Consider the following 24,048-nt stretch of genomic DNA (forward strand, 5'->3'; position numbering starts at 1 on the left):
CGATACAAATGAGGATGGCGAAGGGCGCAAAGGATGGGGACAGGATGTCCACCCGAGTGAAGTCATGTTGCGTTCAGGGATGGGCGGTCTATAGACGGCCGTTGCCCCGACGTTAGCGGGGCGTACGGAGCTATGCTGAGCGAAATGACGACCTTCGACGATCGGGAAAAGGCCTTCGAGGCCAAGTTCGCCCTCGATCAGGAGCAGGAGTTCAAGGCCATCGCCCGGCGCAACCGGATGCTGGGCCTGTGGGCTGCCGAAAAGATGGGCCTGTCGACCGAGAGCGCCGATCAGTACGCCGCCGCCGTCGTGCGCGCCGATTTCGAACAGCCGGGCGACGAAGACGTGTTCCGCAAGGTCGCCGGCGACTTCAAGGCCTCGGGCCTGTCGGTGTCGGAAGGCGAGATTCGCTCCAAGATCGACGAACTGGCCTCGATCGCCCGCGAAGGCATTCGCGCCGGCGAGTAGGTCTTAGGCCTTCGGGCTGATTTCTGAGAATTCGAAAGGGCCGCACCCGGGGGAAAGTGCGGCCCTTTCTTTTTTGCCGGGGACGTTGGGGGATGTCTCACCCGGCGTACTGTGCGTCTCGCGCCCTTGAAGAACACGAGCGTCGGGATTTGGTTTCAGGCGTTTCCGCCCGAAACCAAATTATTTTTACGGCATCAGAACCGTGTCCACGACGTGGACCACGCCGTTGGACTGACCCACGTCCGCCTGGGTGATGGTGGACTTGCCGCCCTTGGCGTCGGTGATGACCCAGGTGTTGTTCGGGCCGGCCGAAACCTTCAGTTCTTCGCCCTGAACCGTCTTCAGCGTGGCGGTTCCGCCATTGGCCTGGGCCTGGGCGGCGATGTCGGCGGCCGTCAGGCGACCGGCGACCACGTGATAGGTCAGGATCTTGGTCAGGTCGGCCTTCATCGCCGGCTGCATCAGGCTGGTGCGCGTCGCCTCGGGGATTTTCTCGAAGGCGGCGTTGTCAGGTGCGAAGACGGTGAAGGGACCGGGGCCCTGAAGCGTCTCGACCAGACCGGCGGCGGTCACGGCAGAAACCAGGGTGGTCAGGTTGGAGGCCTTGGACGCGTTGGCGACGATGGTCTCGTTGGGGCTCATGGCGGCGCCGCCCACCATCGGATCTGTCGCGGGGGCCATGGCGGCGCCCTCGGCCGGGGCCATGGCGGTCGATTCAGCCGGCGTCGCAGCTGCCGGTTCGTTGTTGTTACAGGCGCCCAGCGCCATCAGCGCGCCGCCGGATACGGCGACGAGCATGAGATTGCGAAGATTTGTCATTGTGTTTCGTTCCCTTTGGGCCGCTCTCAAGGCGGTAACGGGAACGTTACGTTCGAAACCGCATAAAGGATGCGTGTGGCGCGACAAGAAATCGCAGCTTCACCATTCAGTCTTCGAATACGACCGTCTTTGTGCCGTGCAGCAAAACACGGTCTTCCAGATGGCGACGAACAGCGCGCGCCAGGACGCGGCGTTCAATATCTCTCCCCTTGCGGATCAAATCTTCGGGCGTGTCGCGGTGGCTGATCCGCTCGACGTCCTGTTCGATGATGGGGCCTTCGTCCAGGTCGGGGGTGACATAGTGGGCGGTGGCGCCGATCACCTTCACGCCTCGCGCGTGGGCCTGATGATAGGGGCGGGCGCCCTTGAAGCCGGGCAGGAAGGAGTGATGGATGTTGATGCAGCGTCCCTCCAGCTTGCGACTGAGGTCGTCCGACAGGATCTGCATGTAGCGCGCCAGCACGACCAGTTCCGTCCCCGTCTCCTCGATCAGCCGCAGCAGTTCCGCCTCCTGCGCCGGCTTGTCGGCGGCGTTGATCGGGAGGTGATGGAAGGGCAGGTCGCCCAGGTCGACATGGCCGATCTGCTCGCGCGGATGGTTCGACACGACCGCCGTCACCTGCATCGCCAGTTCGTCGATGCGCCAGCGGTACAGCAGGTCCGCCAGACAGTGATCGAACTTGGACGCCAGGATCATCACCTTACGCGGCGCGGGACCTCGCAGGGTCCAGTCCATGGCGAACCGCTCGGCCAGGGGCGCGAAGGCGGCGCGGATCGCGGTCTCGGCGTCGCCGTCCGCCGGCTCGAACACCACCCGCATGAAGAAGGTGGCGCTGGAGGCGTCGCCGAACTGTTGCGCGTCGGAGATGTTGGCGTCCCGCTCCAGCAGGAAGGCGGAAACGGCCGCGACGATGCCGTGGCGGTCGGGGCAGGACAGGGTCAGGATCATCAGGCGGCAGGCTTATCCGGGAGAAACTTCCCCAGTATGGCCCAGCTGTCCGCCTTTGCCGACAAGGATATTGCATGGGCGGGGCTGGATGACGGCAGATCGATCAAGGCGGCGCCCTTTACGTCGGCCAGGATGCGCCGCCCCAGTTTGCTCGCCAGCTTGCCATTGAATGCGACGCCCCGCAGGTTCGGCAGGCTTTCGACCAAGCCCCTCAGATCGGCTGCCTCCGGCGACCGGATCGCCGCATCCAGACTGCCCGACCGCTCCGCCGAGGCGATCACGTCCCACAGACCGACGCCGCGCGCCTTCAACCGGTCGAGCCGCTGCTCATAGGGTCGTGTCGCGAGGTCTTCTCCCAGCACCCCGCCGATCAGGGGCCAAAAGCCATTGCGCGGATGGGCGTAATACTGCGCCGCCTTCAGCGACGCGTCGCCAGGTAGGCTGCCCAGGATCAGAAGTCGGGTCTCCATGTCGACCACGGGGGCGAAGCCCTGCCTGCGGTCGCCGATAGGGTCCGTCACTTGACTGGCGGGTCGTCGCGCAGCCAGCCGGTGATCGAGCGGCGCTTGCCGCCGGCATAGGCGGCGACCGGCGCGACGGAGTGCATGCGGGGTGTCTTGAACACGGTCCAGACGTTGAAGCCAGGCTTGAAGCCACGCTCGATGTCCCCGTTCGCGTCGTGGAACATCAACTGGCCGCCCCAGTCGGGCCGCCAGTCGCGCGACAGGCCCAGCGTATAGGCCGCGCGCCGTTCGCCCACACCCGTGTCGTCATGCTGGGTCAGGAAGTCGCCGGGCCGGAACCAGGTCGCCTGGGCGTCGATCTTGGTCACGCTCGCTTCGCCCGTCACCGCCTTGGCGAAGGTGGTGAATGGGGTGTCGTTGAAGAATTGCAGCAGGACATGGGTGGCGTGGCCCGGATCCTTGCCGGTCAGTAAGGCCGGGATGATCGGATAGGCCAGATAGATGAAGGAGAAGCCGGTGCGGCCTTCCGACAAGGCGTGCTGGATTCTGGCGGTGACCGCCTCGCGACTCAACTCGGCCATGTCCTGCGGCGACAGCAGTTTGCCGCCTTCGGGCGTCTTCAGCGACAGATGCCAGGCCGTGTCGTGTTCCAGCGCGAGCGCCAGCCAGTCAGCGCTCTCCTGATTGAGCAGGTCTGGCACCTGCACCATGCCGTCGCGCGCATAGGCCTCCGCATAGTCGCGGGGATCGAGCCGGGGATTGAGCCGGATCGTGCGCTCGCTCATGGCCTCAGTCTCCGAACACCCGCTTGAACACCACGTCCACGTTCTTGGTGTGATAGTCGAGGTCGAACAGGGCTTCCAACTGGTCGGCGGGCAGGGTGACGCGGTCGTCGGCCTTCAGGAAGTCGATGAAGACCCCTTCGCCGCGCCAGACCTTCATGGCGTTTTCCTGCACGGCGGCATAGGCGTCCTCGCGCGAGATGCCGGCCTGCGTCAGGGCCAGCATGACCCGTTGCGAGTGAACAAGACCGCCCAGGCGGTCGATGTTCTTCTGCATGTTCTCAGGATAGACGTTCAGCCGCTCGACCACATTGGCCAGACGCTGCAGGGCGAAGTCCAGGTGGATGGTGGCGTCGGGGCCGATGCCGCGCTCGACCGAGGAGTGGCTGATGTCGCGCTCATGCCACAGGGCGACGTTCTCCATCGCGGGCGTCACGGCCGAACGGACCAGACGGGCCAGGCCGGTCAGGTTCTCGGTCAGGATGGGGTTGCGCTTGTGCGGCATGGCCGACGAGCCCTTCTGGCCCTTGTCGAAGAATTCCTCGGCCTCCAGCACCTCGGTGCGCTGCAGGTGACGGATCTCGACGGCGAGGCGTTCGACCGAAGAAGCAACGACGCCCAGGGCCGCGAAGAAGGCGGCGTGACGGTCGCGCGGGATGACCTGGGTCGAGACCGGCTCGACCTGCAGGCCCATCTTGTCGGCCACATACTGTTCGACGGCGGGATCGACATTGGCGAAGGTGCCGACGGCGCCCGAGATGGCGCAGGTTGCGATCTCTTCCTTGGCGGTGATCAGGCGGCGTTTGGCGCGCTGGAACTCGGCGTGATAGCCGGCCAGCTTCAGGCCGAAGGTCACCGGCTCGGCGTGAATGCCGTGGCTGCGGCCGACGGTCGGGGTATATTTATGCTCCTTGGCGCGGGTTTCCAGCGCGGCCAGAACCCGGTCGACGCCGTCGATCAGCAGGTCCGACGAGCGCGCCAGCTGAACCGCGAAACAGGTGTCCAACACGTCCGACGAGGTCATGCCCTGGTGCAGGAAGCGGGCTTCCTCGCCGACGATTTCCGACACATGGGTCAGGAAGGCGATGACGTCGTGCTTGGTGGTGCGCTCGATCTCGTCGATGCGGTCGGCGTCGAAGGTCGCGTCCTTGCCCTTGGCCCAGATGGCGTCGGCCGCATCCTGAGGGATCACGCCCAGCTCGGCCATCTTGGCAGCGGCATGGGCCTCGATCTCGAACCAGATCTTGTACTTGGTCTCTTGCGACCAGAGGGCGGCGGCGACGGGGCGGGAATAGCGCGTGATCATGGGCCGGTCGTGTCGGTCTCAAGGGGCTCGGAGTCAAGGTTCGTCGCTTGACTTCCGGTCGGCCTGTCCCAGATATCGGCTCAGAGGACGACCTCTCCCTTCATCGGGCATGACTGCCGGGACGACCCGGCTCGCCATGCAAGGGAGCACGTCATGGCCTGGATTTTTCTTCTTCTCGCCGGTCTTCTTGAAATCGTCTGGGCCGTCTTGATGAAGGCGTCGGCGGGTTTCACCAAGCCGTGGCCGACCGTGGGCATGGTTGTCTTCATGATCGGCTCGTTCGGCTTGCTGTCGATGGCGATGAAGACCCTTCCATTGGGCACGGCCTACGCCATCTGGACCGGCATCGGAGCGGTCGGCGCTTTTGTGGTCGGAGCCTTGTTCCTGGGCGAGCCGCTGACACCACTACGGATCGCGGGCGTCACCCTCGTGGTGTCGGGCCTGGTTGTGCTGAAGCTGGCGTCCAGCCATTGATGGTCGCCACGTTTCCAAGGTGAGGACGACATGGAACTGGTGATCGGAGACAAGGCCTATTCGACATGGTCGCTGCGGCCCTGGCTGGTGCTGAAACACTGTGGCGCGTCGTTCGACGAGATCGTCGTGCCGCTGAACCAGCCGGACACCGATCGCCGCCTTCGTGAGCATTCGCCATCCGGCCTCGTGCCGGTGTTGAAGGTCGACGGCGAAGTCATCTGGGACTCGATGGCCATCGCTGTCTGGGCGGCCGAACGCTATCCCGAGGCGCGGCTCTGGCCCGCCGACGCCCATGCGCGCTGGCTGGCGCGGTCTGCGGCCTGCGAGATGCATGGCGGTTTCAGCGCCTTGCGAACCGCCTGTTCGACCGGCCCCGATCACTGGATGGTCGGCCCCAGCCGCGCCCCCACGCCGCAAAATCCGGGATTGGACAAGGACCTGCGCCGCATCGTCGAACTGTGGCGGGGGATGCGGGACCGGTTCGGGGGCGGCGGGCCGTATCTGTTCGGAGAATGGTCCGTGCCGGACGCCTTCTTCACGCCGGTCGCGGCGCGCATTCGCCATTTCCAACTGGACCTGGCGACCCACGGCGACGACGGGACGGCCCAGGCCTATGCCGATACCCTGCTGGCCCATCCCGACTTCCGCCAATGGGAGGCCGACGCCTTGGCTTCAACGGGGGCTTAACGGGCGAAAACCATCCCGCCTGACGCTGCATTAAGCGGACGCTGTTATACGTTGGGCATGAAAAGCCCGCCCCTTCCGCACGATCCGGCCGAACCCGCGTCGCGCGGCATTCATCCGGTGATGGGCTATGGTTTGGCGGCCCTGATCGGCGCGGCCTTCTGGGCCAGCCTGCTGTTTGCGGTCTTCTAGCGAACGCCGGCGACGGTGGTCGCTTCGGCGATCAGGACCGGCTCGGCCTGGGGCGGCGGCGCGACATAGTCCAGCGAGACCGGCACGGCCTTTGCGCCCGACGCCAGGGCGTCCAGCGTCTTCAGCGGTGCGCCGAACAGGCGCTGATAGATCCAGTAGCTGGCCACGACCTTTTCGACGTAGTCGCGCGCCTGGGGCACGTCGATCGTCTCGATCAGCAGCAGGGGATCGGCGTCCGGTCCCAGCTTGCGCACCGCCGCCAGCATCGGGCCCGGCCCGGCGTTGTAGGAGGCCACGGCCCGCAGCAGGTCGCCCTGGAAGGCCGGCAGGGCCAGCATCCGGTTGATGTAGGTCTGGCCCAGACGCATGTTCACCGCCGGGACCAGCAGCTTGGACGGGTCGGAGACGAAGCTGCGATCCCCCGTCATCTCGGCCGCCGTCGTCGGCATCACCTGCATCAGCCCATAGGCGCCGACGCTGGAGCGGGCGTTGGGATTGAAGTCGGTTTCCTTCAGCGCCAGCGCATAGACCAGCGACTTCTCGATGACGAAACCGCCCTCGGGCGCCAGGTCCGGCATCGGATAGCGGGTGGCGTCGATACGGGTCGCGTCCGCATTGCCGACGGGCATGATGGCGCGCGCCAGGGCCGTCCACATCTTGGCCGCATCGCCGACGGCGGTGCGCAGGCCCGAACGCAGCTCGGTCTCGGCGTCGGCGCGACGTCCGACCTCGTAGAAGGCGACGGTGCGGCGGGCGCGGGCGTCGGCCTGGACGAAGGCTTCCAGCGCGGTCGGCTCGACGGCGGCGCTCTGGGGCACATAGGCGGCGCGGCGCAGGCGCGGCTCGGCCTCATAGGCGCGGGGGCCCATGTTTTCGATGGGCGGCTCCTCGCCCAGCTGACGCAGGGCGATCTGACCATAGAAGGTGGCGGGCCACTGGGCCGACAGGCGCAGATAGTCGGTCACGCGATCCTGGCGGCCCGACTGGCCGGCTGCGCGTGCGGTCCAGTAGGCGGCGCCGGCGCGAACCCAGGGGTCTTCGGTCGGATCGTTGGCGACGCGTTCGAAGGCGGCGAAGGATTCATGGAATTGGCCCAGTCGCCATTCCGCCAGGCCCACGGTCCACCAGTCGCCGATCTGGCGGCCCATGGCCGAGGCGCCGGTCAGGTCGTCGTTGTTGTAGGCGACGCGCGCCGCCTTGGCCGGATCGTCGACGCCGCCGCCGCCCGAGACAGCCGTCACCAGACTGTTCCAGGTGCGTCCGATCACGCCGCCGGGCCGCACCGGCTCGGGCGCGCCGTCGGGGCGGCGACGCAGGGCCAGGGTATAGACGCGGTCCGCGCACGGCAGGTCGGAGTAGTTTTCCAGCCAAGCCGTCAGCTCTTCATAGGTGGCGACGTGATCCGGGTGGAACAGGCTCTCGAACTCGACCTGACCCAGCAGGACCCGGTCCTGCGCCTGGCGCGCCGAGGCGCGGGCGGTCTCGATGTCGCCGCGCCGCAGGGCGTCGAAGGCGGTGGTGTAGGAGATGCGGTCCGCAGAGCTGAGCGCGGTGGGCCGCGTGGAACTGGCGCTCGATTCGGCCGTTGATCCGTAAGGTGTCTCGGCGATCGCCGCGCCTGCCAAGGCGCTGAAAGCGACAGCAAGCGTTGGCGCGAGGAACGCGCGGCGGAACAGAAACATAAGCGGCGGCCCCCTCGTTGGCGACGCGCGTAAGATACTAGGCGCGTGTATGGCGATCGGTCGTCAGCATGCGAGCATGCAGCGATTAGCCTTGTTCTTCAACCGAGTCCGTTTCAAGGCGAACGGCCAGCGAGAGCAGGTCGCTCCACACCTGACGCTTGGCCTGGGGCTGACGCAGCAGGAAGGCCGGGTGCAGGGTCGGCATGACGGGGGCGGACACGGCGCCCTCGGCCAGACGCCATTCCTTCCAATTGCCGCGCAACTTCATGATCCCTTCTTCAGCCTGAAGCACGGACTTGGCCGAGGCCGCGCCCAGCAGCAGCACGGCCTTGGGCTGCAACAAAGCAAAGGCGCGCTCGACGAAGGGGGCGCAGACGGCCTGCTCCTGCGGGCTGGGCGTGCGATTGCCGGGCGGACGCCAGAAGACGGTGTTGGTGATGAAGACCTTGTCGGTCAGGCCTGCCGCCGCCAGCATCCGGTCCAGCAACTGACCGGCCTTGCCGACGAAGGGCTGGCCCATCCGGTCCTCGTCCCCGCCGGGGCCTTCGCCGATGATCAGGACCGAGGCGTTGGGGTTGCCGCGCCCGAACACCGACTGGGTCGCGCCCATGCCGCGCAAGGGGCAGCCCTCGAAGGCCGCAACGGCCGCCGCCAGATCCTGAAGCGTCGCTGCGCCCGACGCCAGTCGTCGCGCCTCGGCGATGGCGTCCTCGGCGTTGACGCCGGCCAGCGGCATGACGACCGAGGCGGTCGCCTTTTGCACGGCTTTTACCGCCGGCGGCGGGGCCACATGGGTGTGGTCGACGGGCGCGTCGCCATAGCAGGCGTCCACCCCCGCATCCCGCCAGAAGGCGAGCAGGCTTTCGACTGCAGCGATGTCATGGGGTTGCGCGTTCATGTCTCGGGCTACCGATAAGCCTTGACCGCCCTCGCGTCACCTTCCGATAAGCGGCATAACCACACAGACAACCGGGATTCAGGGGAAATCATGGCCGAAGAAGCCATCGAAGGCGGCGCGGAGAACGCCCGTCAGGAAGCGATCATCGACAATCTGCCGCCGCTGGAGGCGCTGGACGGCGTTGAACGAGAGGTCATGGAATACGATGTCGTGATCGTCGGCGGCGGACCGGCCGGCCTTTCGGCCGCCATCCGCCTGAAGCAGCGCGCGGAAAAGGACGGCAAGGACATCACCGTCGCCGTGCTGGAAAAGGCGGCCGAGGTCGGCGGCCATATCCTGTCGGGCGCGGTCATCGATCCCAAGGCGCTGAACGAGCTGTTCCCCGACTGGAAGGAACGCGGCGCGCCGCTGGAGACGCCGGTCACCAAGGATAAATTCCTGCTGCTGGGTCCGCAGGGCGAGGCGTCCCTGCCCATGCCCCTGCTGCCGCCCTTCATGCACAACCACGGTTGCTACATCGCCTCGCTGGGCAATGTCACACGCTGGCTGGGCGAGCAGGCGGAGGCGCTTGGCGTCGAGGTCTATCCCGGCATGGCCGCCAGCCACGTCGTCTGGGAAGAGGAAATGGGTCGCGTCAAGGGCGTGGTCGCCGGCGTGTTCGGCATCGACCGCGAGGGCAAGCCGACCGGCGAATTCCAGCCGGGCATCGAACTGCACGGCAAATATGTCTTCATCGCCGAGGGCGTGCGCGGTTCCCTGGCCAAGACCATCATCGCCAAGCACAGGCTTCAGGACGGCAAGTCGCCCCAGAAATACGGCATCGGCCTGAAGGAGCTGTGGCAGGTGCCCGCCGAACAGCACCAGCCCGGCCTGGCCCAGCACACGACCGGCTGGCCGCTGGACGAACACACCGGCGGCGGCAGCTTCCTGTATCACTTCGGCGACCGCTACGTGGCCGTCGGCTATGTGGTCCACCTGAACTACAAGAACCCGTTTTTGTCGCCGTTCGACGAGTTCCAGCGGTTCAAGCACCACCCGTCCATCGCCCCGCACCTGGAAGGCGGCACGCGTGTTTCGTACGGCGCCCGCGCCATCACCGAGGGCGGGTTGCAGTCGATCCCGAAGCTGAGCTTCCCCGGCGGCGCGTTGATCGGCTGTTCGGCCGGCTTCGTGAACGTGCCCCGCATCAAGGGCAGCCACAACGCCATGAAGACCGGCATGCTGGCCGCCGACGCCGCCTATGACGCGGTTCAGGCCGGGCGGTCGGGCGACGAACTGGTCGAATATCAGACCGCGTTCGAAAAGAGTTGGGTCTTCAAGGAACTGTCGGTCGTCAAGAACGCCAAGCCCCTGTTGTCCAAGTTCGGCACGACCCTGGGGGGGGCGTTCGGCATGTTCGACATGTGGTGCCGCACCCTGCTGGGCGGCTGGTCGCCGATCCCGACGCTGAAGCACGAAAAGACCGACGCCGCCTCGAGCGGGCTGGCCGTCGATCACAAGGAAATCCGCTATCCCAAGCCGGACGGGAAGCTGTCGTTCGACAAGCTGTCGTCGGTCTTCATCTCCAACACCAACCATGCCGAGGACCAGCCCGCGCACCTGAAGCTGCTGGACCCGTCCAAGCCGATCCAGGTCAACCTGCCCAAATACGGCGAGCCGGCCCGGCTCTACTGCCCGGCGGGCGTCTACGAGGTCGTCTATGCCGACGAGGTCGCCAAGACCGATCCGCGTTTCGTCATCAACGCCCAGAACTGCGTCCACTGCAAAACCTGCGACATCAAGGACCCGTCGCAGAACATCGTCTGGACCACGCCCGAGGGCGGCGGCGGTCCCAACTATCCGAACATGTGATGGAACGGGGCAGGGGCGCGTTCCGCCCTTGCCCGCCGCCGCAAAAGCGTGAAGGGTCGAGGCATGATCGCCTCCCGTTCGCGCCTGTTCGCCGCCTCCCTGACCGTGCTCGCCCTGGCCTTGGCCGGGCAGTCCGCAGCGCAGGAAATCACGCCCCCCGCGCCGACGCCGCAGACCCATCCGCCGGCGATCATCCTTGCGCCCGGCGAGCCCACGCCGGGCCAGGCGCCTTCGGATCAGGCGCCGTCCAGTCAGGACGCGGCACCCGATCCCCACATCATCATCACCGACACGCCGGTCACGCCGCCGATCCCTGCGGTCTGGGCTCCGATCCCCACCAACGCCGAAGGCCGCAGCGCCTATGGCCTGTATCTGGCGGGCAAGCTGGCCCTGATGCAGGGCGAGGGCGCCATCGGCTCGAACTATCTGGCCCAGGCCGAGCAACTGGCGCCGGAACAGCCGCGCGTGCGCGAACAGGCCTTCACCTCGGCCCTGCTCACCGGCGATCTGGATGTGGCGGCGGCGCTGGCCCCCACCGACGCGACCGCCTCGCCCGCCTTCGTCGAGGGCGGACGCCTGGTCCGGCTGGTTCAGGACTTCGTGCGCGGCGACGCAAAAACGCCCAACGCCGCCCTGGCCCAGCAACCCATCGGCTCTCCCCACGCTCGCGCCGGTCTGCTGGTCGCGCCGTGGATCGCGGCGGCGGCTGGGGACTGGACCCGCGCGCTTCAGCCCGCGCCGATCAGCGGCGATCCCCTGACCCTGGCCTTCGCCCGCATGAATCGCGCCGCCCTGCTGGAAAAGCGCCGCGACTATGCCGAGGCCGAGGTGGAGCTGAAGGCGGCCGCCGACGTGGCCTGGGTCGGCGCCCTGTTCAAGCGCCCCTATGGCGAGTTCATGGAACGGCGCGGCCGTCGCGACGACGCCATCGCCCTGTATGAGGCCGCGATCGCCGTCCAGCCCGTCGATCCCGGCGTCGTCCGCGCGCTTCAGCGGGTGCGCGACGGCGGTCGGCCGCCGGTCCTGCCCGACTTCCGCGAAGGCGCGGCCCAGGGCCTGATCACCGCCGCCGCCCAGGCGTCGGCCGAGCGCGGCAACGAATTCGCCGCCGTCTATCTGCGCCTCGCGCAGAACCTGCACGACGATGACGAGACCGAGTTCCAACTGGCCCAGGTGCTGTCGCGGGCAGGGCTGAAGTCGGCCGCCCGCAGCGCCCTGTCGCGCGTCGGGACCGACGATCCCCAGCTCTACGCCGCCGCCCGCGCCCAGCTGGCCATCGCGCTGGAAGAAGACGGCCAGTCGGACAACGCCTTGGCCGAACTGCGCCGCGCCGCCGCCGCCAGCCCCGACGACCGCCGCATCGCCCTGGTCCTGGCGGGTCAGTTGATGCAGTTGAAACAGCATGACGAGGCGCTGACCCTGTTGGACGGCCCGATCCTGAACGTCGCCGATCAGGGCGCCAGCGTCCACTTCCTGCGCGGCGCGGCCTATGAGGCCCTGGGTCGCACACCCGAGGCCGAGGCCGAGCTGTGGGCCGCGCTCCAGACCGCGCCCAACGACGCCGACATGCTGAACTATCTGGGCTATCTGTGGGTCGACAAGGGCCTGCGGGTCCAGGAGGGTGCCGACATGATCGCCCGCGCCCATGCGTTGGAACCCGACAACGGCAACATCCAGGATTCGCTGGGCTGGGCGCAGTTCAAGCAGGGTCAGTTCGAAACCGCCGTCGACACCCTGGAACAGGCCGTCGACAAGGAACCCGCCAACGCCGAGATCAACGACCACCTCGGCGACGCCTATTGGCGGGTGGGGCGCGAACGCGAGGCGGTCTGGCTGTGGAACCGCGTCCTGGTGCTGGAGCCCGAACCCGAGCGCCGCGCCGACGTCGAACGCAAGATCGCCAATGGGCTGGACGGCGCCGCGCCCGCCAAGGGCGTCTCTCAATAGTTTCCATGCCCGTGCTGACCGCCCTGGCTCCGGCCAAGATCAACCTGTTCCTGCATGTCGGGGCGGTGGACGCCGACGGCTATCATCCGCTGTCCAGCCTCGTCGCCTTCGCCGACGTGGGGGATCAGGTGTCTGTCGAACCGGCCGACAGCCTGTCTCTCGATGTGACCGGCCCGTTCGGCGAGGCGCTGGGCGCTGCCCCCGATAATCTGATTCTGCGTGCGCTCCGTTGCCTGGGCGACCTGTCAGGGATCGGAGAGCCGAAGCTGAAGGTGACGCTGGACAAGCGCCTGCCTATCGCGGCGGGGCTGGGCGGCGGCTCGTCCGACGCGGGCGCGGCGCTGAAGCTGGCGCGCCAGGCCCTGTCGCTGGACATCGACGATGTGGCGCTGGAAGCGGTCGCCGGCGTCGTGGGCGCGGACGGCCCGATGTGCCTGCGCATGCGCACTGCCTGGGCCGAGGGCAGGGGAGACGTGCTGACCGACGAACCGCGCCTACCCACGCTTCCGGCCGTCCTGTTCAACCCCGGCGTCCCGTCGCCGACCGGCGCCGTCTATCGGGCCTATGACGCGGGTCGGATGCGCTCGGCCGACCGTCCTGAAGCGCCGCGCGATTGGTCCGATGCCGCCGTCATCGACTGGCTGTCTGTTCAGCGCAATGACCTCCAGCCGCCGGCGCTGGCCCTGACGCCCGCCATCGGTGACGCGCTCGCCGCGGTCGCCGCTACGGCGGATGTCGCCTTGACCCGCATGTCCGGCTCGGGCGCGACCGTATTCGGCCTGTATCTCACCGAGGCGGCGGCCCAGGCGGCGGCTCGAACGCTCTCGGTCGCCCATCCAACAGCCTGGGTCACAGCAATGCGCTTGGCCGTTCAGTAGGGTTCGAGGTTTGTGGCCGAATACTGGCCATTCGCCCTCTGTAACGCGGATATCGCCAAGGTCTCGCCTCGATCATCACGAATGTTACCGATTGTATCAAAATCTCGGAACCAGATCACGGTGTTCTGATTTGAGTCCGCAGTTCCGATGACTGGAACGGATCGCCACCTCCCGGAAGTGATCCTCAAACAGAAAAAGGATATCGCCATGCTTCGTGCAAAACTGCTTGCCGCAACCGCCGTTGTCACCCTGATGGCCGCTCCCGCCTTCGCTCAGGACGTCACCCCGCCGACCTCGCCCGCCCCGGCCGAGGCTCCCGTGCCGCAAACCGATCCGTCCATGCCCGCCGCGCCCGAGGCTGCGGCGCCCGCCGCCCAGGCGACCGCCCCCGCCGCTTCGGAAGTCGCGGAAGCCACGCCGGCCGCCGGTGAGACCGTCGTAGACAAGCTGAAGGAGAGCGGCCAGTTCACCACCCTTCTGGCGGCCCTCGATGCGACGCAACTGACCGACACCCTGGCGACACGCCCGGCCATCTCGATCTTCGCCCCGACCGACGCGGCCTTCGCCGCCCTGCCTGAGGCCGACCGCACGCGCCTGATGGATCCGGCCAACGCCGCCGAACTGCGTCAACTGCTGCTTTATCACGTGATCGTCGCCGACGTTACGCCCGACCAGATCATGGGCAAGAAGGGCGGCGTTCCGACCGCCGCCGAGAGCCAGGTCCTGCTGGACGGCACCGGCTCGGCCATCAAGGCTGATGGCGCCACCGTGGTCAGCGCCGAACTGGACGCCTCGAACGGCGCCATCTTCCCGATCGACAAGGTTCTGAACCCGGCGAACTCGATGGCCGCCATGGGCGATGAAGAAGCCGCCGCTCCGGCTGAATCCGCAGCCCCAGTTGAAGAAGCTGCTCCGGCCGCCCCGGCCGCTCCGGCGACGACCCCGACGGGTGAACCGGCTGCTGCGACCACGACCACGGCCTCGCCCCCGGTCGCCAACCCGACCGACGGTCAGGTCGATCCCTCGGCCACGCCCCCGGTCGATGCGGCCGATCCCGCCGCTGACGGCGGTGACGAGGCCAACCCGACTCCCCAGTAAGATGGGGCGATAATACGGGTCACCCACGCGCTCGCTTGGTAGCGTGTTGAAGCGGAAGGCGGCGGGCCCTATGGTCCGCCGTCTTTTTTGCACCCCTCCCCACGAGCCCGATTTGACCACCTCGACCGAGCCGCTCGCGTTTCAGGACCTGATCCTGACGCTCCACCGCTATTGGGGCGAGCAGGGCTGCGCCATTCTTCAGCCTTATGACATCGAGGTCGGGGCCGGCACGCTCCACCCCGCCACGGTCCTGCGCGCGCTCGGCCCCAAGCCTTGGAAGGCTGCCTATGTTCAACCGTCGCGCCGCCCCGGCGACGGCCGCTATGGCGAGAACCCCAACCGGCTCCAACACTATTATCAATACCAGGTCATCCTGAAGCCGAACGCGGACAATCTTCAGGAGCTCTACCTGGGCTCGCTGGCCGCCATCGGCATCGATCCGAAACTGCACGACATCCGCTTCGTCGAGGACGACTGGGAGAACCCCACCGTCGGCGCCTGGGGTCTGGGCTGGGAGGTCTGGTGCGATGGGATGGAGGTGACGCAGTTCACCTATTTCCAGGGCGTCGGCGGCATCGAGGTCGATGTGGTCTCGGGCGAGCTGACCTACGGGCTGGAGCGTCTGGCCATGTATGTGCAGGGCGTGGACAACGTCTATGATCTGAAGTTCACGAAAGAAGGTCTGACCTACGGCGAGGTCTTCCTGGAGAACGAGCGCCAGCAGTCGGAAGCCAACTTCCACGGCTATGACGTGGACGGGTTGAAGCGCCGGTTCGAGGATATGGTGGCCGAGGTTTCGCGCTTGCTAGACATGCGCGGCCCGCAAAACCAGCCCCTGGTCCTGCCCGCCTATGATCAGGTGCTGAAGGCCAGCCACCTTTTCAACCTGATGGACGCCCGTGGGGCCATCGCCGTCGCCGAGCGCCAGAGCTACATCGGCCGCATCCGCGAACTGTGTAAGGCCTGCGCCCTGGCCTATGTGGAACGCGAAAGGGCCGAAGCATGAGCCTTCGTACATCCCTGATCGCCGTTGTCGGCGTCTGCGCCCTGGCTCTGGCCGCCTGTGATCCCAAGCCCGTCGCCGAAACTTCGGGGCCGGGCGACGACATCGTCCAGTTCGAGCAACAGAACACCGAGATGAATGCGGCGATCGCTCAGGCTAAGGCCAGCTTGCCCGTCTTCCTGGCGCGCCTAGACGCAAACCAGATTCAGCCCACCGACAGCCTGAAGGTCGGCTTCCCGGCCGGCGAAGGGCACGAGCACATCTGGGTCAATCAGATCGCACGCGAGGGCGATCAGTTGACCGGCGTTCTGGCCAATGAGCCGAACGCCATGCCCGGCCAGCACAGGGGCTCCGTGGTGGTCTTCCCCATCGCACTGGTCTCCGACTGGTCCTACGAGAAGAACGGCAAGCGGTGGGGCAACTACACCACCCGGGTCATGCTGCCCTACATCGCCCCCGAAGAAGCCGACGCTGTACGCGAAAGCCTGTCCGACACGCCGACTGAATCGAACGCTCTCTGATGCCCCAACTCCTTCTCGAAATCTTCTCCGAAGAAATCCCCGCCCGGATGCAACAGGGCGCCGCGCGCGACCTCGACCGCATGGTGTCCGACCGGCTCAAGGCCGCCGGTCTGACCTGGGACGCGCTGACCACCTATGCCGGTCCGCGCCGCCTGACCCTGGTGATCGACGGCCTGCCCGTCGCCACACCCGACCGCGAGGAAGAGGTCAAGGGCCCGCGCGCCTCGGCCCCGGAACAGGCGCTGGAAGGCTTCCTGCGCAAAACCGGCCTGACGCGTGATCAACTGACCGAGCGTGACGGCGTCCTGTTCGCCGTCCTGTCGTCCAAGGGCCGCGCCACCACCGATCTGGTCGCCGAGACCGTGGATCAGGTGATCCGCACCTTCCCCTGGCCCAAGTCGATGCGTTGGGGTTCCGGCACCTTGCGCTGGATCCGTCCGATCAAGCGCATCCTGTGCATCGTCGACGGCAAGGTCGTGCCGTTCGAGATCGACGGGATTCAATCCGACGCCATCACCGAGGGCCACCGGTTCATGGGCTCAGGCCAGCCGCTGAAGGTCAGCGACTTCGTCGACTACCGCGCCCAGTTGGAAAAGAACTTCGTCCTGATCGACGTGGCCGACCGCAAGCTGCGCATCCTGGAACAGGCCAAGGCCGCCTGCGCCGCGAGGGGTCTCGCTTTGGTCGATGACGACGGCCTGCTGGACGAGGTGGCGGGTCTCGCCGAATGGCCGACGCCGATCCTGGGCGACATGGACCCGCAGTTTCTGGCCCTGCCGCCCGAGGTCGTGCGCCTGTCGATGAAGGTGCACCAGAAGTATTTCGCCGTCCGCGATCCGTCGAAAGACGGCCTGGCCCCCAACTTCCTGGTCGTCGCCAATGTCGAGGCGACCGACGGCGGCAAGGCCCTGGCCGCCGGCAACAGCCGCGTCCTGAGCGCCCGCCTGAACGACGCCCGCTTCTTCTGGGACGAGGACCAGAAGGTCGGCTTCGACGCCTGGAACGCCAAACTGTCCGGCGTCACCTTCCACGCCAAACTGGGCACATTGGCCGAGCGCGTCGAGCGCATCGCGGCGCTCGCCCGCGAGATCGCCCCCCTGGTCGGCGCCGACCCCGACGAAGCCGAAATGGCCGCCCGCCTGTCCAAGGCCGACCTGCTGTCGGGCATGGTCAGCGAATTCCCGGAACTGCAGGGGATCATGGGCGGCTATTACGCCCGCCTCGCCGGCCATTCCGACGCCATCGCCGACGCCGTCCGCGACCACTACAAGCCGCAAGGCCCCGCCGACACGGTCCCGACCGCGCCGGTCACGGTCGCCGTAGCCCTGGCCGACAAGCTGGACACCCTGGTCGGCTTCTTCGCCATCGACGAGAAGCCTACGGGATCGAAGGATCCGTTCGCGCTGCGGAGAGCGGCGCTGGGCGTGCTTCGTCTGACTCTGAACAATGAGATCCGCCTTGCTCTGACCGACGACGCTTTCGCTCCTGCGATTGCGCTGATCACAGGGCAGGGCAAGGTAGATCGTCAGGTCGATAAGCTGTCCCTTGGGTCAGAACTGGCGTCATTCTTCGCCGACCGCCTGACCGTCCTCCTGCGCGACCAAGGCCAACGGCACGACCTTGTCGCCGCCGTCTTCGCCCTGGGCGATGACGACCTCGTCCGCATCGTGCGTCGGGTGGAGGCGCTGGCCGCCTTCCTCGCCACCGACGACGGGGCCAATCTGCTGGCCGGCTACAAGCGCGCCTCCAACATCCTGCGCGCCGAAGAGAAGAAGGGGCCGCTGCCGACCGGCATGGTCCAGACCGGCCTGCCGAACCAGCCCGAGCCCGAGACCGTCCTGGCCTTCGCCGTCGGCGCCGCCCGCACCGCCGTCGAGGCCGCGCTGGAGACCGAGGACTTCGCCGCCGCCATGACGGCTCTCGCCGCCCTGCGCGCCCCGGTAGACCGTTTCTTCGAGGACGTGCTGGTCAACTCCGACGTGGCCGAGGAGCGCGACAACCGCCTGAAGCTGCTGGGCCAGGTCCGCGACGTGATGGGCCGGGTCGCGGACTTCGGTCAGATCGCGGGGTAGGGACCGCATCCCTGCTTCCCTCTCCCATTGGGAGAGGGCTTGAGCGCACGACGGCAAAGCCGGCGTTCTTGCGCGAAAGGGTGAGGGGCGGGTGGTGCGAGTTGGCCCACCGGCCGACCCTCATCGGGCCCTTCGGGCCACCTTCTCCCACTGGGAGAAGGGCGCTGAAAACCTGAGCCAGGAAACCGGTTACCCCCTCACGCATTGTTACATCCGCCATGGTCAAGCCGGTTCCTCCGCGCTAGATCGTGCTGCATGTGCGAGCGGGGGCAACCCGCCGGACGATCCGAAAAGCTCAGGGACTGCAATATGACCAAGTGGGTGTACGGCTTCGGCGGAGGCTCCGCCGACGGCGACGCGTCGATGAAGAACCTTCTCGGGGGCAAGGGCGCCAATCTGGCGGAAATGTCGTCGCTGGGTCTGCCGGTCCCTCCTGGCTTCACCGTCACCACCGAAGTCTGCACCCACTATTACGCCAACGGCGAGACCTATCCCGCCGATCTGGAAGCCCAGGTGAAGGCCGCCCTGGATCACGTCGAGGGCATCGTCGGCAAGACGTTCGGCGACGTGAATAACCCGTTGCTGGTCTCGGTCCGCTCGGGCGCGCGGGCCTCGATGCCGGGCATGATGGATACCGTCCTGAACCTGGGTCTGAACGATCAGACGGTCGAGGGCCTGGCCAAACTGTCGGGCGACCGCCGTTTCGCCTTCGACAGCTATCGCCGCTTCATCACCATGTATTCGAACGTCGTGCTGGGCCTCAGCCACGACGATTTCGAAGAGGTGCTGGACCAGCACAAGGACCGGCTGGGCGTCACCGTCGACACCGATCTGAAGGCCGAGGACTGGCAGAAGGTGGTCGCCGACTACAAGACCGTAGTCGAGCGCGAGCTGGGCCACCCCTTCCCGCAGGATCCCAAGGACCAGCTGTGGGGCGCTGTGGGCGCCGTCTTCGCCAGCTGGATGAACGACCGGGCGAAATTCTATCGCCGCATGCACGACATCCCCGAGAGCTGGGGCACGGCCGTCAGCGTCCAGTCGATGGTGTTCGGCAATATGGGCGAGACCTCGGCGACCGGCGTGGCCTTCACCCGCAACCCCTCGACCGGAGAGGCGCGCCTGTACGGCGAGTTCCTGATCAACGCCCAGGGCGAGGACGTGGTGGCGGGCATCCGTACGCCGCAAAGCCTGACCAAAATCGGCCGCGAGGAGATGGGCGAGACCGCCCCCTCGATGGAAGAGGCCATGCCCGAGGTGTTCGGCCAGTTCGTCGAGGTGGTGAACACGCTGGAGAGCCATTACCGCGACATGCAGGACATCGAGTTCACGGTCGAACAGGGCCGGCTCTGGATGCTGCAGACCCGCAACGGCAAGCGCACGGCCAAGTCGGCGCTGAAGATCGCCGTGGATCTGGCGGCCGAAGGCGTCATCACCCAGGAAGAAGCCATCAGCCGTGTCGAGCCGTCGGCTCTGGACCAACTGCTGCACCCGACGCTGGACCCCGATGCGGCACGCACCGTGGTCGCCGCCGGCCTGCCGGCCTCGCCCGGCGCCGCCACCGGCAAGATCGTCTTCGACGCCGACGAGGCCGAGCGCATGTCCGGCCTGGGCGAGGCGGTCATCCTGGTGCGCGAGGAAACCAGCCCTGAGGACATCCACGGCATGCATGCGGCGCGCGGCATCGTCACGGCGCGCGGCGGCATGACCAGCCACGCCGCCGTCGTGGCGCGCGGCATGGGGCGCGCCTGCGTCTCCGGCGCCGGCGAAATCCACATCGACGAGGCCAAGGGCACGTTCACCGCGCGCGGCCGCACCTTCAAGACCGGCGAGATCATCACCATCGACGGATCGAAGGGCGAGGTGCTGGACGGCGCCGTGCCGATGATCGAGCCCGAGCTGACCGGCGACTTCCAGACCCTGATGGCCTGGGCCGACAAGGTTCGCCGCCTCAAGGTGCGCGCCAACGCCGAGACGCCGCTGGACGCCAAGACCGCGCGCGGCTTCGGCGCCGAGGGCATCGGCCTGTGCCGGACCGAGCACATGTTCTTCGACGACACCCGGATCGCCGCCGTGCGCGAGATGATCCTGGCCGACGACGAGGCCGGCCGCCGCACGGCCCTGGCCAAGATCGCGCCGTTCCAGAAGTCGGACTTCGTCGAGCTGTTCGAGATCATGGCCGGCCTGCCGGTCACGGTGCGCCTGCTGGACCCGCCGCTGCACGAGTTCATTCCCCATACCGAGGAAGACATCGACGCCCTGGCCGCCTCGTCCGGCATCGACGCCGACAAGCTGAAGCGTCGCGCCAAGGAACTGCACGAGACCAACCCCATGCTGGGCCATCGCGGCTGCCGCCTGGGCGTGGCCTATCCCGAGATCTACGAGATGCAGGTCCGCGCCATCATCGAGGCGGCGCTGGAGGTGCAGAAGACGTCGGGTCAGGCCCCGCTGCCGGAGATCATGCACCCGCTGGTCGCCCTGGGCCTAGAGATGAAGTTCCTGCGCGAACTGACCGACCGCACCGCCAAGGCCGTGTTCGAGGAGACGGGCCAGAGCATCGACTATCTGGTCGGCACCATGATCGAACTGCCCCGCGCCGCCATCCGCGCGGGAGATCTGGCCGAATACGCCCAGTTCTTCAGCTTCGGCACCAACGACCTGACCCAGACGACCTTCGGCATCAGCCGCGACGACTCGGGCCGGTTCCTGCAGGCCTATCTGGACAAGGGCATCTTCGAGACCGATCCGTTCGTGCGTCTGGACCAGGACGGCGTGGGCGGTCTGATCGAGATCGCCGCCGAGCGCGGTCGCGCGGTGCGTCCCGAGGTCAAGCTGGGCATCTGCGGCGAACACGGCGGCGACCCGTCGTCCATCGCCTTCTGCGAGAAGGCCGGTCTGGATTACGTCTCCTGCTCGCCCTACCGCGTGCCGATCGCCCGGTTGGCGGCGGCCCAGGCCGCGCTGAACGTGGAGCGCGAGAAGGACCGCTAGGCCTTCTGCACGTCAGAAACGCGAAAAGGGCGGTCTCTGCCGAGGCCGCCCTTTTTCTTTGTCACAAAACCGCCAACCTTGGCGGAACGCCGTATGTGTCCTGGCGTCCACAGGCATTCGTTGTGTTTTTTAGCCTCTGGAACAGATGAAGGCCTGACCTATTTAAGCTCTCGCTGGATGGGGCTGATGATCGGTCCGGTCATCACATCTAGGAGTTAATAAGAAACAATGCGTAACATTCTTCTCGCCGCCGTCGCCGTTTCCGCAATCGCCGCTCCGGCCTTTGCTCAAACCAATCCAGAGCCGCGCGGTTACGGCTCGCTGGGTTACACTCATCTTGAAGGCGACAATGCAACGACGGGCGCCGTCACGGGTCGTCTGGGCGTAAACCTCAACCGTTACATCGCGCTGGAAACCGAAGCCTCGGTCGGCGTCAAGGACGACGACTTCACCGTCGCCGGCGTCGATGGCTCGATCAAGCATGAGTGGGACGCCGCCGGTTATGTGGTCGGCAAGGTGCCGGTCTCGGACAAGCTGGAACTGTTCGCGCGCGGCGGCTACGGCCACACCGAGCTGAAGCAGGAGTTCCCCGGCGCCAACACCGATGTGGGCGCTGACAGCTGGAACTACGGCGCCGGCGCCAACTACTACCTGGATGGCGTAAACGGCGTGCGAGCCGACTGGACCCGTCGCGACTACCGTGACGATGCGGGCAAGGCCGACGCCTATTCGGTCAGCTACATCCGTCGCTTCTGATCTTTAGGATCAGCTAGAACGACGAAGGCGCGCTCCGTAAGGGGCGCGCCTTTCGCGTTCAGGACAGTGATATCAGGCGAAGTCGCCCGCGAGGGCCCAGCGTTGAGAGCCTTCGCCGAACGGACGCACGAACCAGTCGCGGTATTGTTCGAAGGTCTCGATGATCTTCTGGCGCAGATCGGGCGGATTGACCGCCTCGCCGCGCTGACGTTTCATCGCCGCGACGCAATCGACCACCATATTCTGGTGCGCCGAACCGCCCATGCTCTTCAGCACGGCGGCAATATCCTTGGCCAAGCTTTCCAGCACCTGCTTCGGTGTCATGTGAGCCATCTGGGAAATCCCCTGTTCTCGACAATCGAATGCGTTGCAAAATACTGTGACAGTTTCAAGCGTGGCGGCGCAAGAATCATCATGGATGGGAATTAACCTGACATAACGCGGGTCACGCGCTTTGGTTCTCTTAAGGAGAAACCATGAAGAATTTCGATCCGGCAGTCGCCACGGCCCAGTGGCTTGCGACCCTGTCGCCCCAGGATACGGCCCGCGCCGTCGCCTATACCCACGGATCACACTGGCTGATCCTGTGGAGTTTCCTGGTTTCGGCCCTGGTCGCCTGGATCATCGTGCGCACCGGCCTGCTGGTCGCGATCCGCAGCCGGATCGAGCGCCGCCGTAATCGACCGCTGATGGCCAGTTTCGCCGTCGCCCTGGTCTATTCGATCATGAGCTGGGTGCTGACCCTGCCTTGGTCCATCTATGAAAGCTGGTATCGCGAGAAACAGTATGGCCTGACGAGCCAGGCTTTGGGCGGCTGGCTGGGGGAGGCGGTCATCGGCGCAGCGATCTCGGTCGTGATGACCGCGCTGTTGCTGGTCGCCATCTACGCCCTGATCCGGCGCGCGCGGCGGTTTTGGTGGGCCTGGGCGTCGGCGGTGACGGCGGCCTTCATCGTCATCGGCCTGGTGCTCGCCCCGCTAGTGATCGAGCCGATCTTCAACACCTATACGCCCGCGCCGAACGGCCCGGTGCGCGACGCCGTCGTGGCGCTGGCCAAACAGACCGGCACGCCGTCGGACAAGATCTTCATCTACGACGGGTCCAAACAGTCCGACCGCTACACCGCCAACGTCTCGGGCCTGTTCGGCACGGCGCGGGTGGCGATGAGCGACACCATGTTCAAACAGAACGCGGACCTGGCTGAGGTGCGCGGCGTCGTCGGTCACGAGATGGGCCACTACGCCCATGCCCACATTCTCTGGACGGTCGGGGTGCTGGTGCTGCTGTCGGCCCTGGCCTTCTGGCTGACGGACCGGCTTTACCCGCTGGCGCACCGACTGCTGAGAGCAGACCGCGTGGGCGACATCGCCGATCCCGCCGGCCTTCCGATCCTGGCCCTGGTCCTGGCCTTCCTGGGCGTGCTCGGCACCCCGGTCTTCGCCACCCTGACGCGGACGATGGAGGAGGACGCCGATCATTTCTCGCTGGTCCACGCCAATGCGCCGGACGGCCTGTCCAAGGCCTTGATCAAGACCGCCGAATACCGCGCCCCGTCGCCCTCGGCCGTAGAGGAGTTACTGTTCTACGATCACCCCAGCGTCGAGAACCGCGTCCGTCGGGCGATGGAATGGAAGGCGACGCATCCGCCCCAAGACATGCCAGGGCAACCGACGCGTCCGTAAGGCATTGAAGGCTCCGCCATCCAGCGGAGCCTTTGTCTGATGATCGACCTCTATCGCGGCTTCGGCCTGGGCGTTCCGGCGCTGATGGACATCGCGCCCTTGATCGCGCGCGTCGTGGTCGGAGGGATGTTCTTCCTGTCCGGCTTCTACAAACTGTTCACCCCGGCCCAGGCCGAGAAGATGCAGAAGACCATGGTCGAGGCCGGCGTCGCCGCCCCGCGCCAGACCGCGCGGTTCGTATCGGTGTGCGAGTTCGCCTTCGGCGCCCTGTTGATCATGGGCCTGTTCACCAGCCTGGCGGCGCTGGTGCTGCTGGTCATCTGCGTCGTGGCCCTGGTGACGGTGGCGTCCAAGTCCGTCGAGGGCGCCAGTCTCGGCTATCGCCTGTCCAGCTATTTCGACCTGCCCGAGACCCTGCTGATGGTCATCCTCATCTGGCTGATCGCCAACGGGCCGGGGCTTTGGAGCCTGGACTTCGTCCTGTTCCTGCCCCGGCTCTAGGGCACGTTAAGGTAAGAGCCTGATTCACGCTTC

At 66.6% G+C, this 24,048-nt stretch carries 23 protein-coding genes; 15 read left to right on the forward strand and 8 right to left on the reverse strand.

From position 1 onward, the window contains the following. The first annotated feature begins 144 nt into the window (after positions 1-144). The gene (locus tag CHRYSEO8AT_RS09745; RefSeq protein WP_201304401.1) at positions 145-468 is read left to right on the forward strand and encodes a DUF1476 domain-containing protein; all 324 of its coding nucleotides are present in this window, start codon (positions 145-147) and stop codon (positions 466-468) included. 186 nt (positions 469-654) lie between these two features. On the opposite strand, the gene CHRYSEO8AT_RS09750 is transcribed toward CHRYSEO8AT_RS09745, so the two are convergent. The 5 genes from CHRYSEO8AT_RS09750 to purB all read right to left on the reverse strand — a co-directional run bounded on the left by CHRYSEO8AT_RS09750 (position 655) and on the right by purB (position 4,788). Then, entirely contained in the window at positions 655-1,287 is a 633-nt protein-coding gene (locus tag CHRYSEO8AT_RS09750) for a fasciclin domain-containing protein (RefSeq protein ID WP_159849544.1), read from the reverse strand. A 106-nt stretch (positions 1,288-1,393) separates the two neighbouring features. Further along, a complete protein-coding gene (gene purU, locus CHRYSEO8AT_RS09755; RefSeq protein WP_159849546.1) occupies positions 1,394-2,236 on the reverse strand; it encodes a formyltetrahydrofolate deformylase in 843 nt (280 codons plus the stop codon). Then, complete coding sequence (locus CHRYSEO8AT_RS09760) at positions 2,236-2,706, reverse strand: DNA-deoxyinosine glycosylase (protein ID WP_159851691.1); 471 nt, start codon at positions 2,704-2,706, stop codon at positions 2,236-2,238. The genes purU and CHRYSEO8AT_RS09760 overlap by 1 nt, the downstream gene beginning before the upstream one ends. 47 nt (positions 2,707-2,753) lie before the next feature. Then, positions 2,754-3,485 (reverse strand): 2OG-Fe(II) oxygenase family protein, encoded by a 732-nt coding sequence (locus CHRYSEO8AT_RS09765; RefSeq protein WP_159849548.1) that lies wholly within the window; start codon positions 3,483-3,485, stop codon positions 2,754-2,756. 4 nt (positions 3,486-3,489) lie between these two features. Continuing rightward, positions 3,490-4,788, reverse strand: coding sequence for an adenylosuccinate lyase (purB, locus tag CHRYSEO8AT_RS09770; RefSeq protein ID WP_159849550.1), 1,299 nt, complete (start codon positions 4,786-4,788; stop codon positions 3,490-3,492). 153 nt (positions 4,789-4,941) lie between these two features. Here purB and CHRYSEO8AT_RS09775 point away from each other — a divergent pair, with 153 nt between their 5' ends. The 3 genes from CHRYSEO8AT_RS09775 to CHRYSEO8AT_RS16230 are packed head-to-tail and all read left to right on the forward strand — an operon-like array spanning position 4,942 to position 6,138. Continuing rightward, a complete protein-coding gene (locus CHRYSEO8AT_RS09775) occupies positions 4,942-5,262 on the forward strand; it encodes a multidrug efflux SMR transporter (RefSeq protein WP_159849552.1) in 321 nt (106 codons plus the stop codon). Positions 5,263-5,292: 30 nt separating this feature from the next. Next, complete coding sequence (locus CHRYSEO8AT_RS09780) at positions 5,293-5,949, forward strand: glutathione S-transferase family protein (protein WP_159849554.1); 657 nt, start codon at positions 5,293-5,295, stop codon at positions 5,947-5,949. A gap of 57 nt (positions 5,950-6,006) precedes the next feature. Beyond that, positions 6,007-6,138, forward strand: coding sequence for a hypothetical protein (locus tag CHRYSEO8AT_RS16230; protein WP_255451477.1), 132 nt, complete (start codon positions 6,007-6,009; stop codon positions 6,136-6,138). Here the strand turns inward: CHRYSEO8AT_RS16230 and CHRYSEO8AT_RS09785 are convergent. Both CHRYSEO8AT_RS09785 and CHRYSEO8AT_RS09790 read right to left on the reverse strand, forming a co-directional pair. Beyond that, a complete protein-coding gene (locus CHRYSEO8AT_RS09785; RefSeq protein WP_159849556.1) occupies positions 6,135-7,820 on the reverse strand; it encodes a lytic transglycosylase domain-containing protein in 1,686 nt (561 codons plus the stop codon). The two genes, CHRYSEO8AT_RS16230 and CHRYSEO8AT_RS09785, sit on opposite strands and share 4 nt — an antisense overlap. 85 nt (positions 7,821-7,905) lie before the next feature. Continuing rightward, on the reverse strand, positions 7,906-8,718 hold the full coding sequence (locus tag CHRYSEO8AT_RS09790) for a uracil-DNA glycosylase family protein (protein WP_159849558.1): 813 nt from the start codon (positions 8,716-8,718) through the stop codon (positions 7,906-7,908). Between the two features lie 195 nt (positions 8,719-8,913). On the opposite strand from CHRYSEO8AT_RS09790, the gene CHRYSEO8AT_RS09795 reads away from it, so the two are divergent. From CHRYSEO8AT_RS09795 to CHRYSEO8AT_RS09835, 9 genes are all read left to right on the forward strand, one after another. After that, positions 8,914-10,569: an electron transfer flavoprotein-ubiquinone oxidoreductase gene (locus CHRYSEO8AT_RS09795; protein WP_159851692.1), complete on the forward strand. Its 1,656-nt coding sequence runs from the start codon at positions 8,914-8,916 to the stop codon at positions 10,567-10,569. Positions 10,570-10,632: 63 nt separating this feature from the next. Continuing rightward, positions 10,633-12,516 (forward strand): tetratricopeptide repeat protein, encoded by a 1,884-nt coding sequence (locus CHRYSEO8AT_RS09800; RefSeq protein WP_159849560.1) that lies wholly within the window; start codon positions 10,633-10,635, stop codon positions 12,514-12,516. Positions 12,517-12,521: 5 nt separating this feature from the next. Beyond that, entirely contained in the window at positions 12,522-13,394 is an 873-nt protein-coding gene (locus tag CHRYSEO8AT_RS09805; RefSeq protein ID WP_159849562.1) for a 4-(cytidine 5'-diphospho)-2-C-methyl-D-erythritol kinase, read from the forward strand. A 207-nt stretch (positions 13,395-13,601) separates the two neighbouring features. Next, the gene (locus CHRYSEO8AT_RS09810) at positions 13,602-14,492 is read left to right on the forward strand and encodes a fasciclin domain-containing protein (protein WP_159849564.1); all 891 of its coding nucleotides are present in this window, start codon (positions 13,602-13,604) and stop codon (positions 14,490-14,492) included. Positions 14,493-14,562: 70 nt separating this feature from the next. Beyond that, positions 14,563-15,498, forward strand: a complete 936-nt coding sequence (locus tag CHRYSEO8AT_RS09815; RefSeq protein WP_159849566.1) for a glycine--tRNA ligase subunit alpha — start codon at positions 14,563-14,565, stop codon at positions 15,496-15,498. Further along, positions 15,495-16,016 (forward strand): YegJ family protein, encoded by a 522-nt coding sequence (locus CHRYSEO8AT_RS09820; RefSeq protein ID WP_159849568.1) that lies wholly within the window; start codon positions 15,495-15,497, stop codon positions 16,014-16,016. The genes CHRYSEO8AT_RS09815 and CHRYSEO8AT_RS09820 overlap by 4 nt, the downstream gene beginning before the upstream one ends. Further along, complete coding sequence (gene glyS, locus CHRYSEO8AT_RS09825; RefSeq protein WP_159849570.1) at positions 16,016-18,088, forward strand: glycine--tRNA ligase subunit beta; 2,073 nt, start codon at positions 16,016-16,018, stop codon at positions 18,086-18,088. The genes CHRYSEO8AT_RS09820 and glyS overlap by 1 nt, the downstream gene beginning before the upstream one ends. A 309-nt stretch (positions 18,089-18,397) precedes the next feature. Further along, a complete protein-coding gene (ppdK, locus tag CHRYSEO8AT_RS09830; protein WP_159849572.1) occupies positions 18,398-21,076 on the forward strand; it encodes a pyruvate, phosphate dikinase in 2,679 nt (892 codons plus the stop codon). Positions 21,077-21,304: 228 nt separating this feature from the next. Next, complete coding sequence (locus tag CHRYSEO8AT_RS09835; RefSeq protein WP_159849574.1) at positions 21,305-21,832, forward strand: porin family protein; 528 nt, start codon at positions 21,305-21,307, stop codon at positions 21,830-21,832. Positions 21,833-21,904: 72 nt separating this feature from the next. Here the strand turns inward: CHRYSEO8AT_RS09835 and CHRYSEO8AT_RS09840 are convergent, their stop codons facing one another. Beyond that, positions 21,905-22,165 carry a hypothetical protein gene (locus CHRYSEO8AT_RS09840; RefSeq protein WP_135194945.1) on the reverse strand — a complete coding sequence of 87 codons (261 nt, stop codon included), beginning with the start codon at positions 22,163-22,165 and terminating at the stop codon, positions 21,905-21,907. A gap of 143 nt (positions 22,166-22,308) precedes the next feature. Here CHRYSEO8AT_RS09840 and CHRYSEO8AT_RS09845 point away from each other — a divergent pair, with 143 nt between their 5' ends. Together CHRYSEO8AT_RS09845 and CHRYSEO8AT_RS09850 are read left to right on the forward strand one after the other, a co-directional pair. Further along, on the forward strand, positions 22,309-23,514 hold the full coding sequence (locus CHRYSEO8AT_RS09845) for a M48 family metallopeptidase (protein ID WP_159849576.1): 1,206 nt from the start codon (positions 22,309-22,311) through the stop codon (positions 23,512-23,514). A 39-nt stretch (positions 23,515-23,553) separates the two neighbouring features. Beyond that, positions 23,554-24,015, forward strand: a complete 462-nt coding sequence (locus CHRYSEO8AT_RS09850) for a DoxX family protein (RefSeq protein WP_159849578.1) — start codon at positions 23,554-23,556, stop codon at positions 24,013-24,015. The last annotated feature ends 33 nt before the right edge of the window (positions 24,016-24,048 follow it).

It is taken from the genome of Brevundimonas sp. G8, assembly GCF_902506205.1.
Classification (GTDB): Bacteria; Pseudomonadota; Alphaproteobacteria; order Caulobacterales; family Caulobacteraceae; genus Brevundimonas.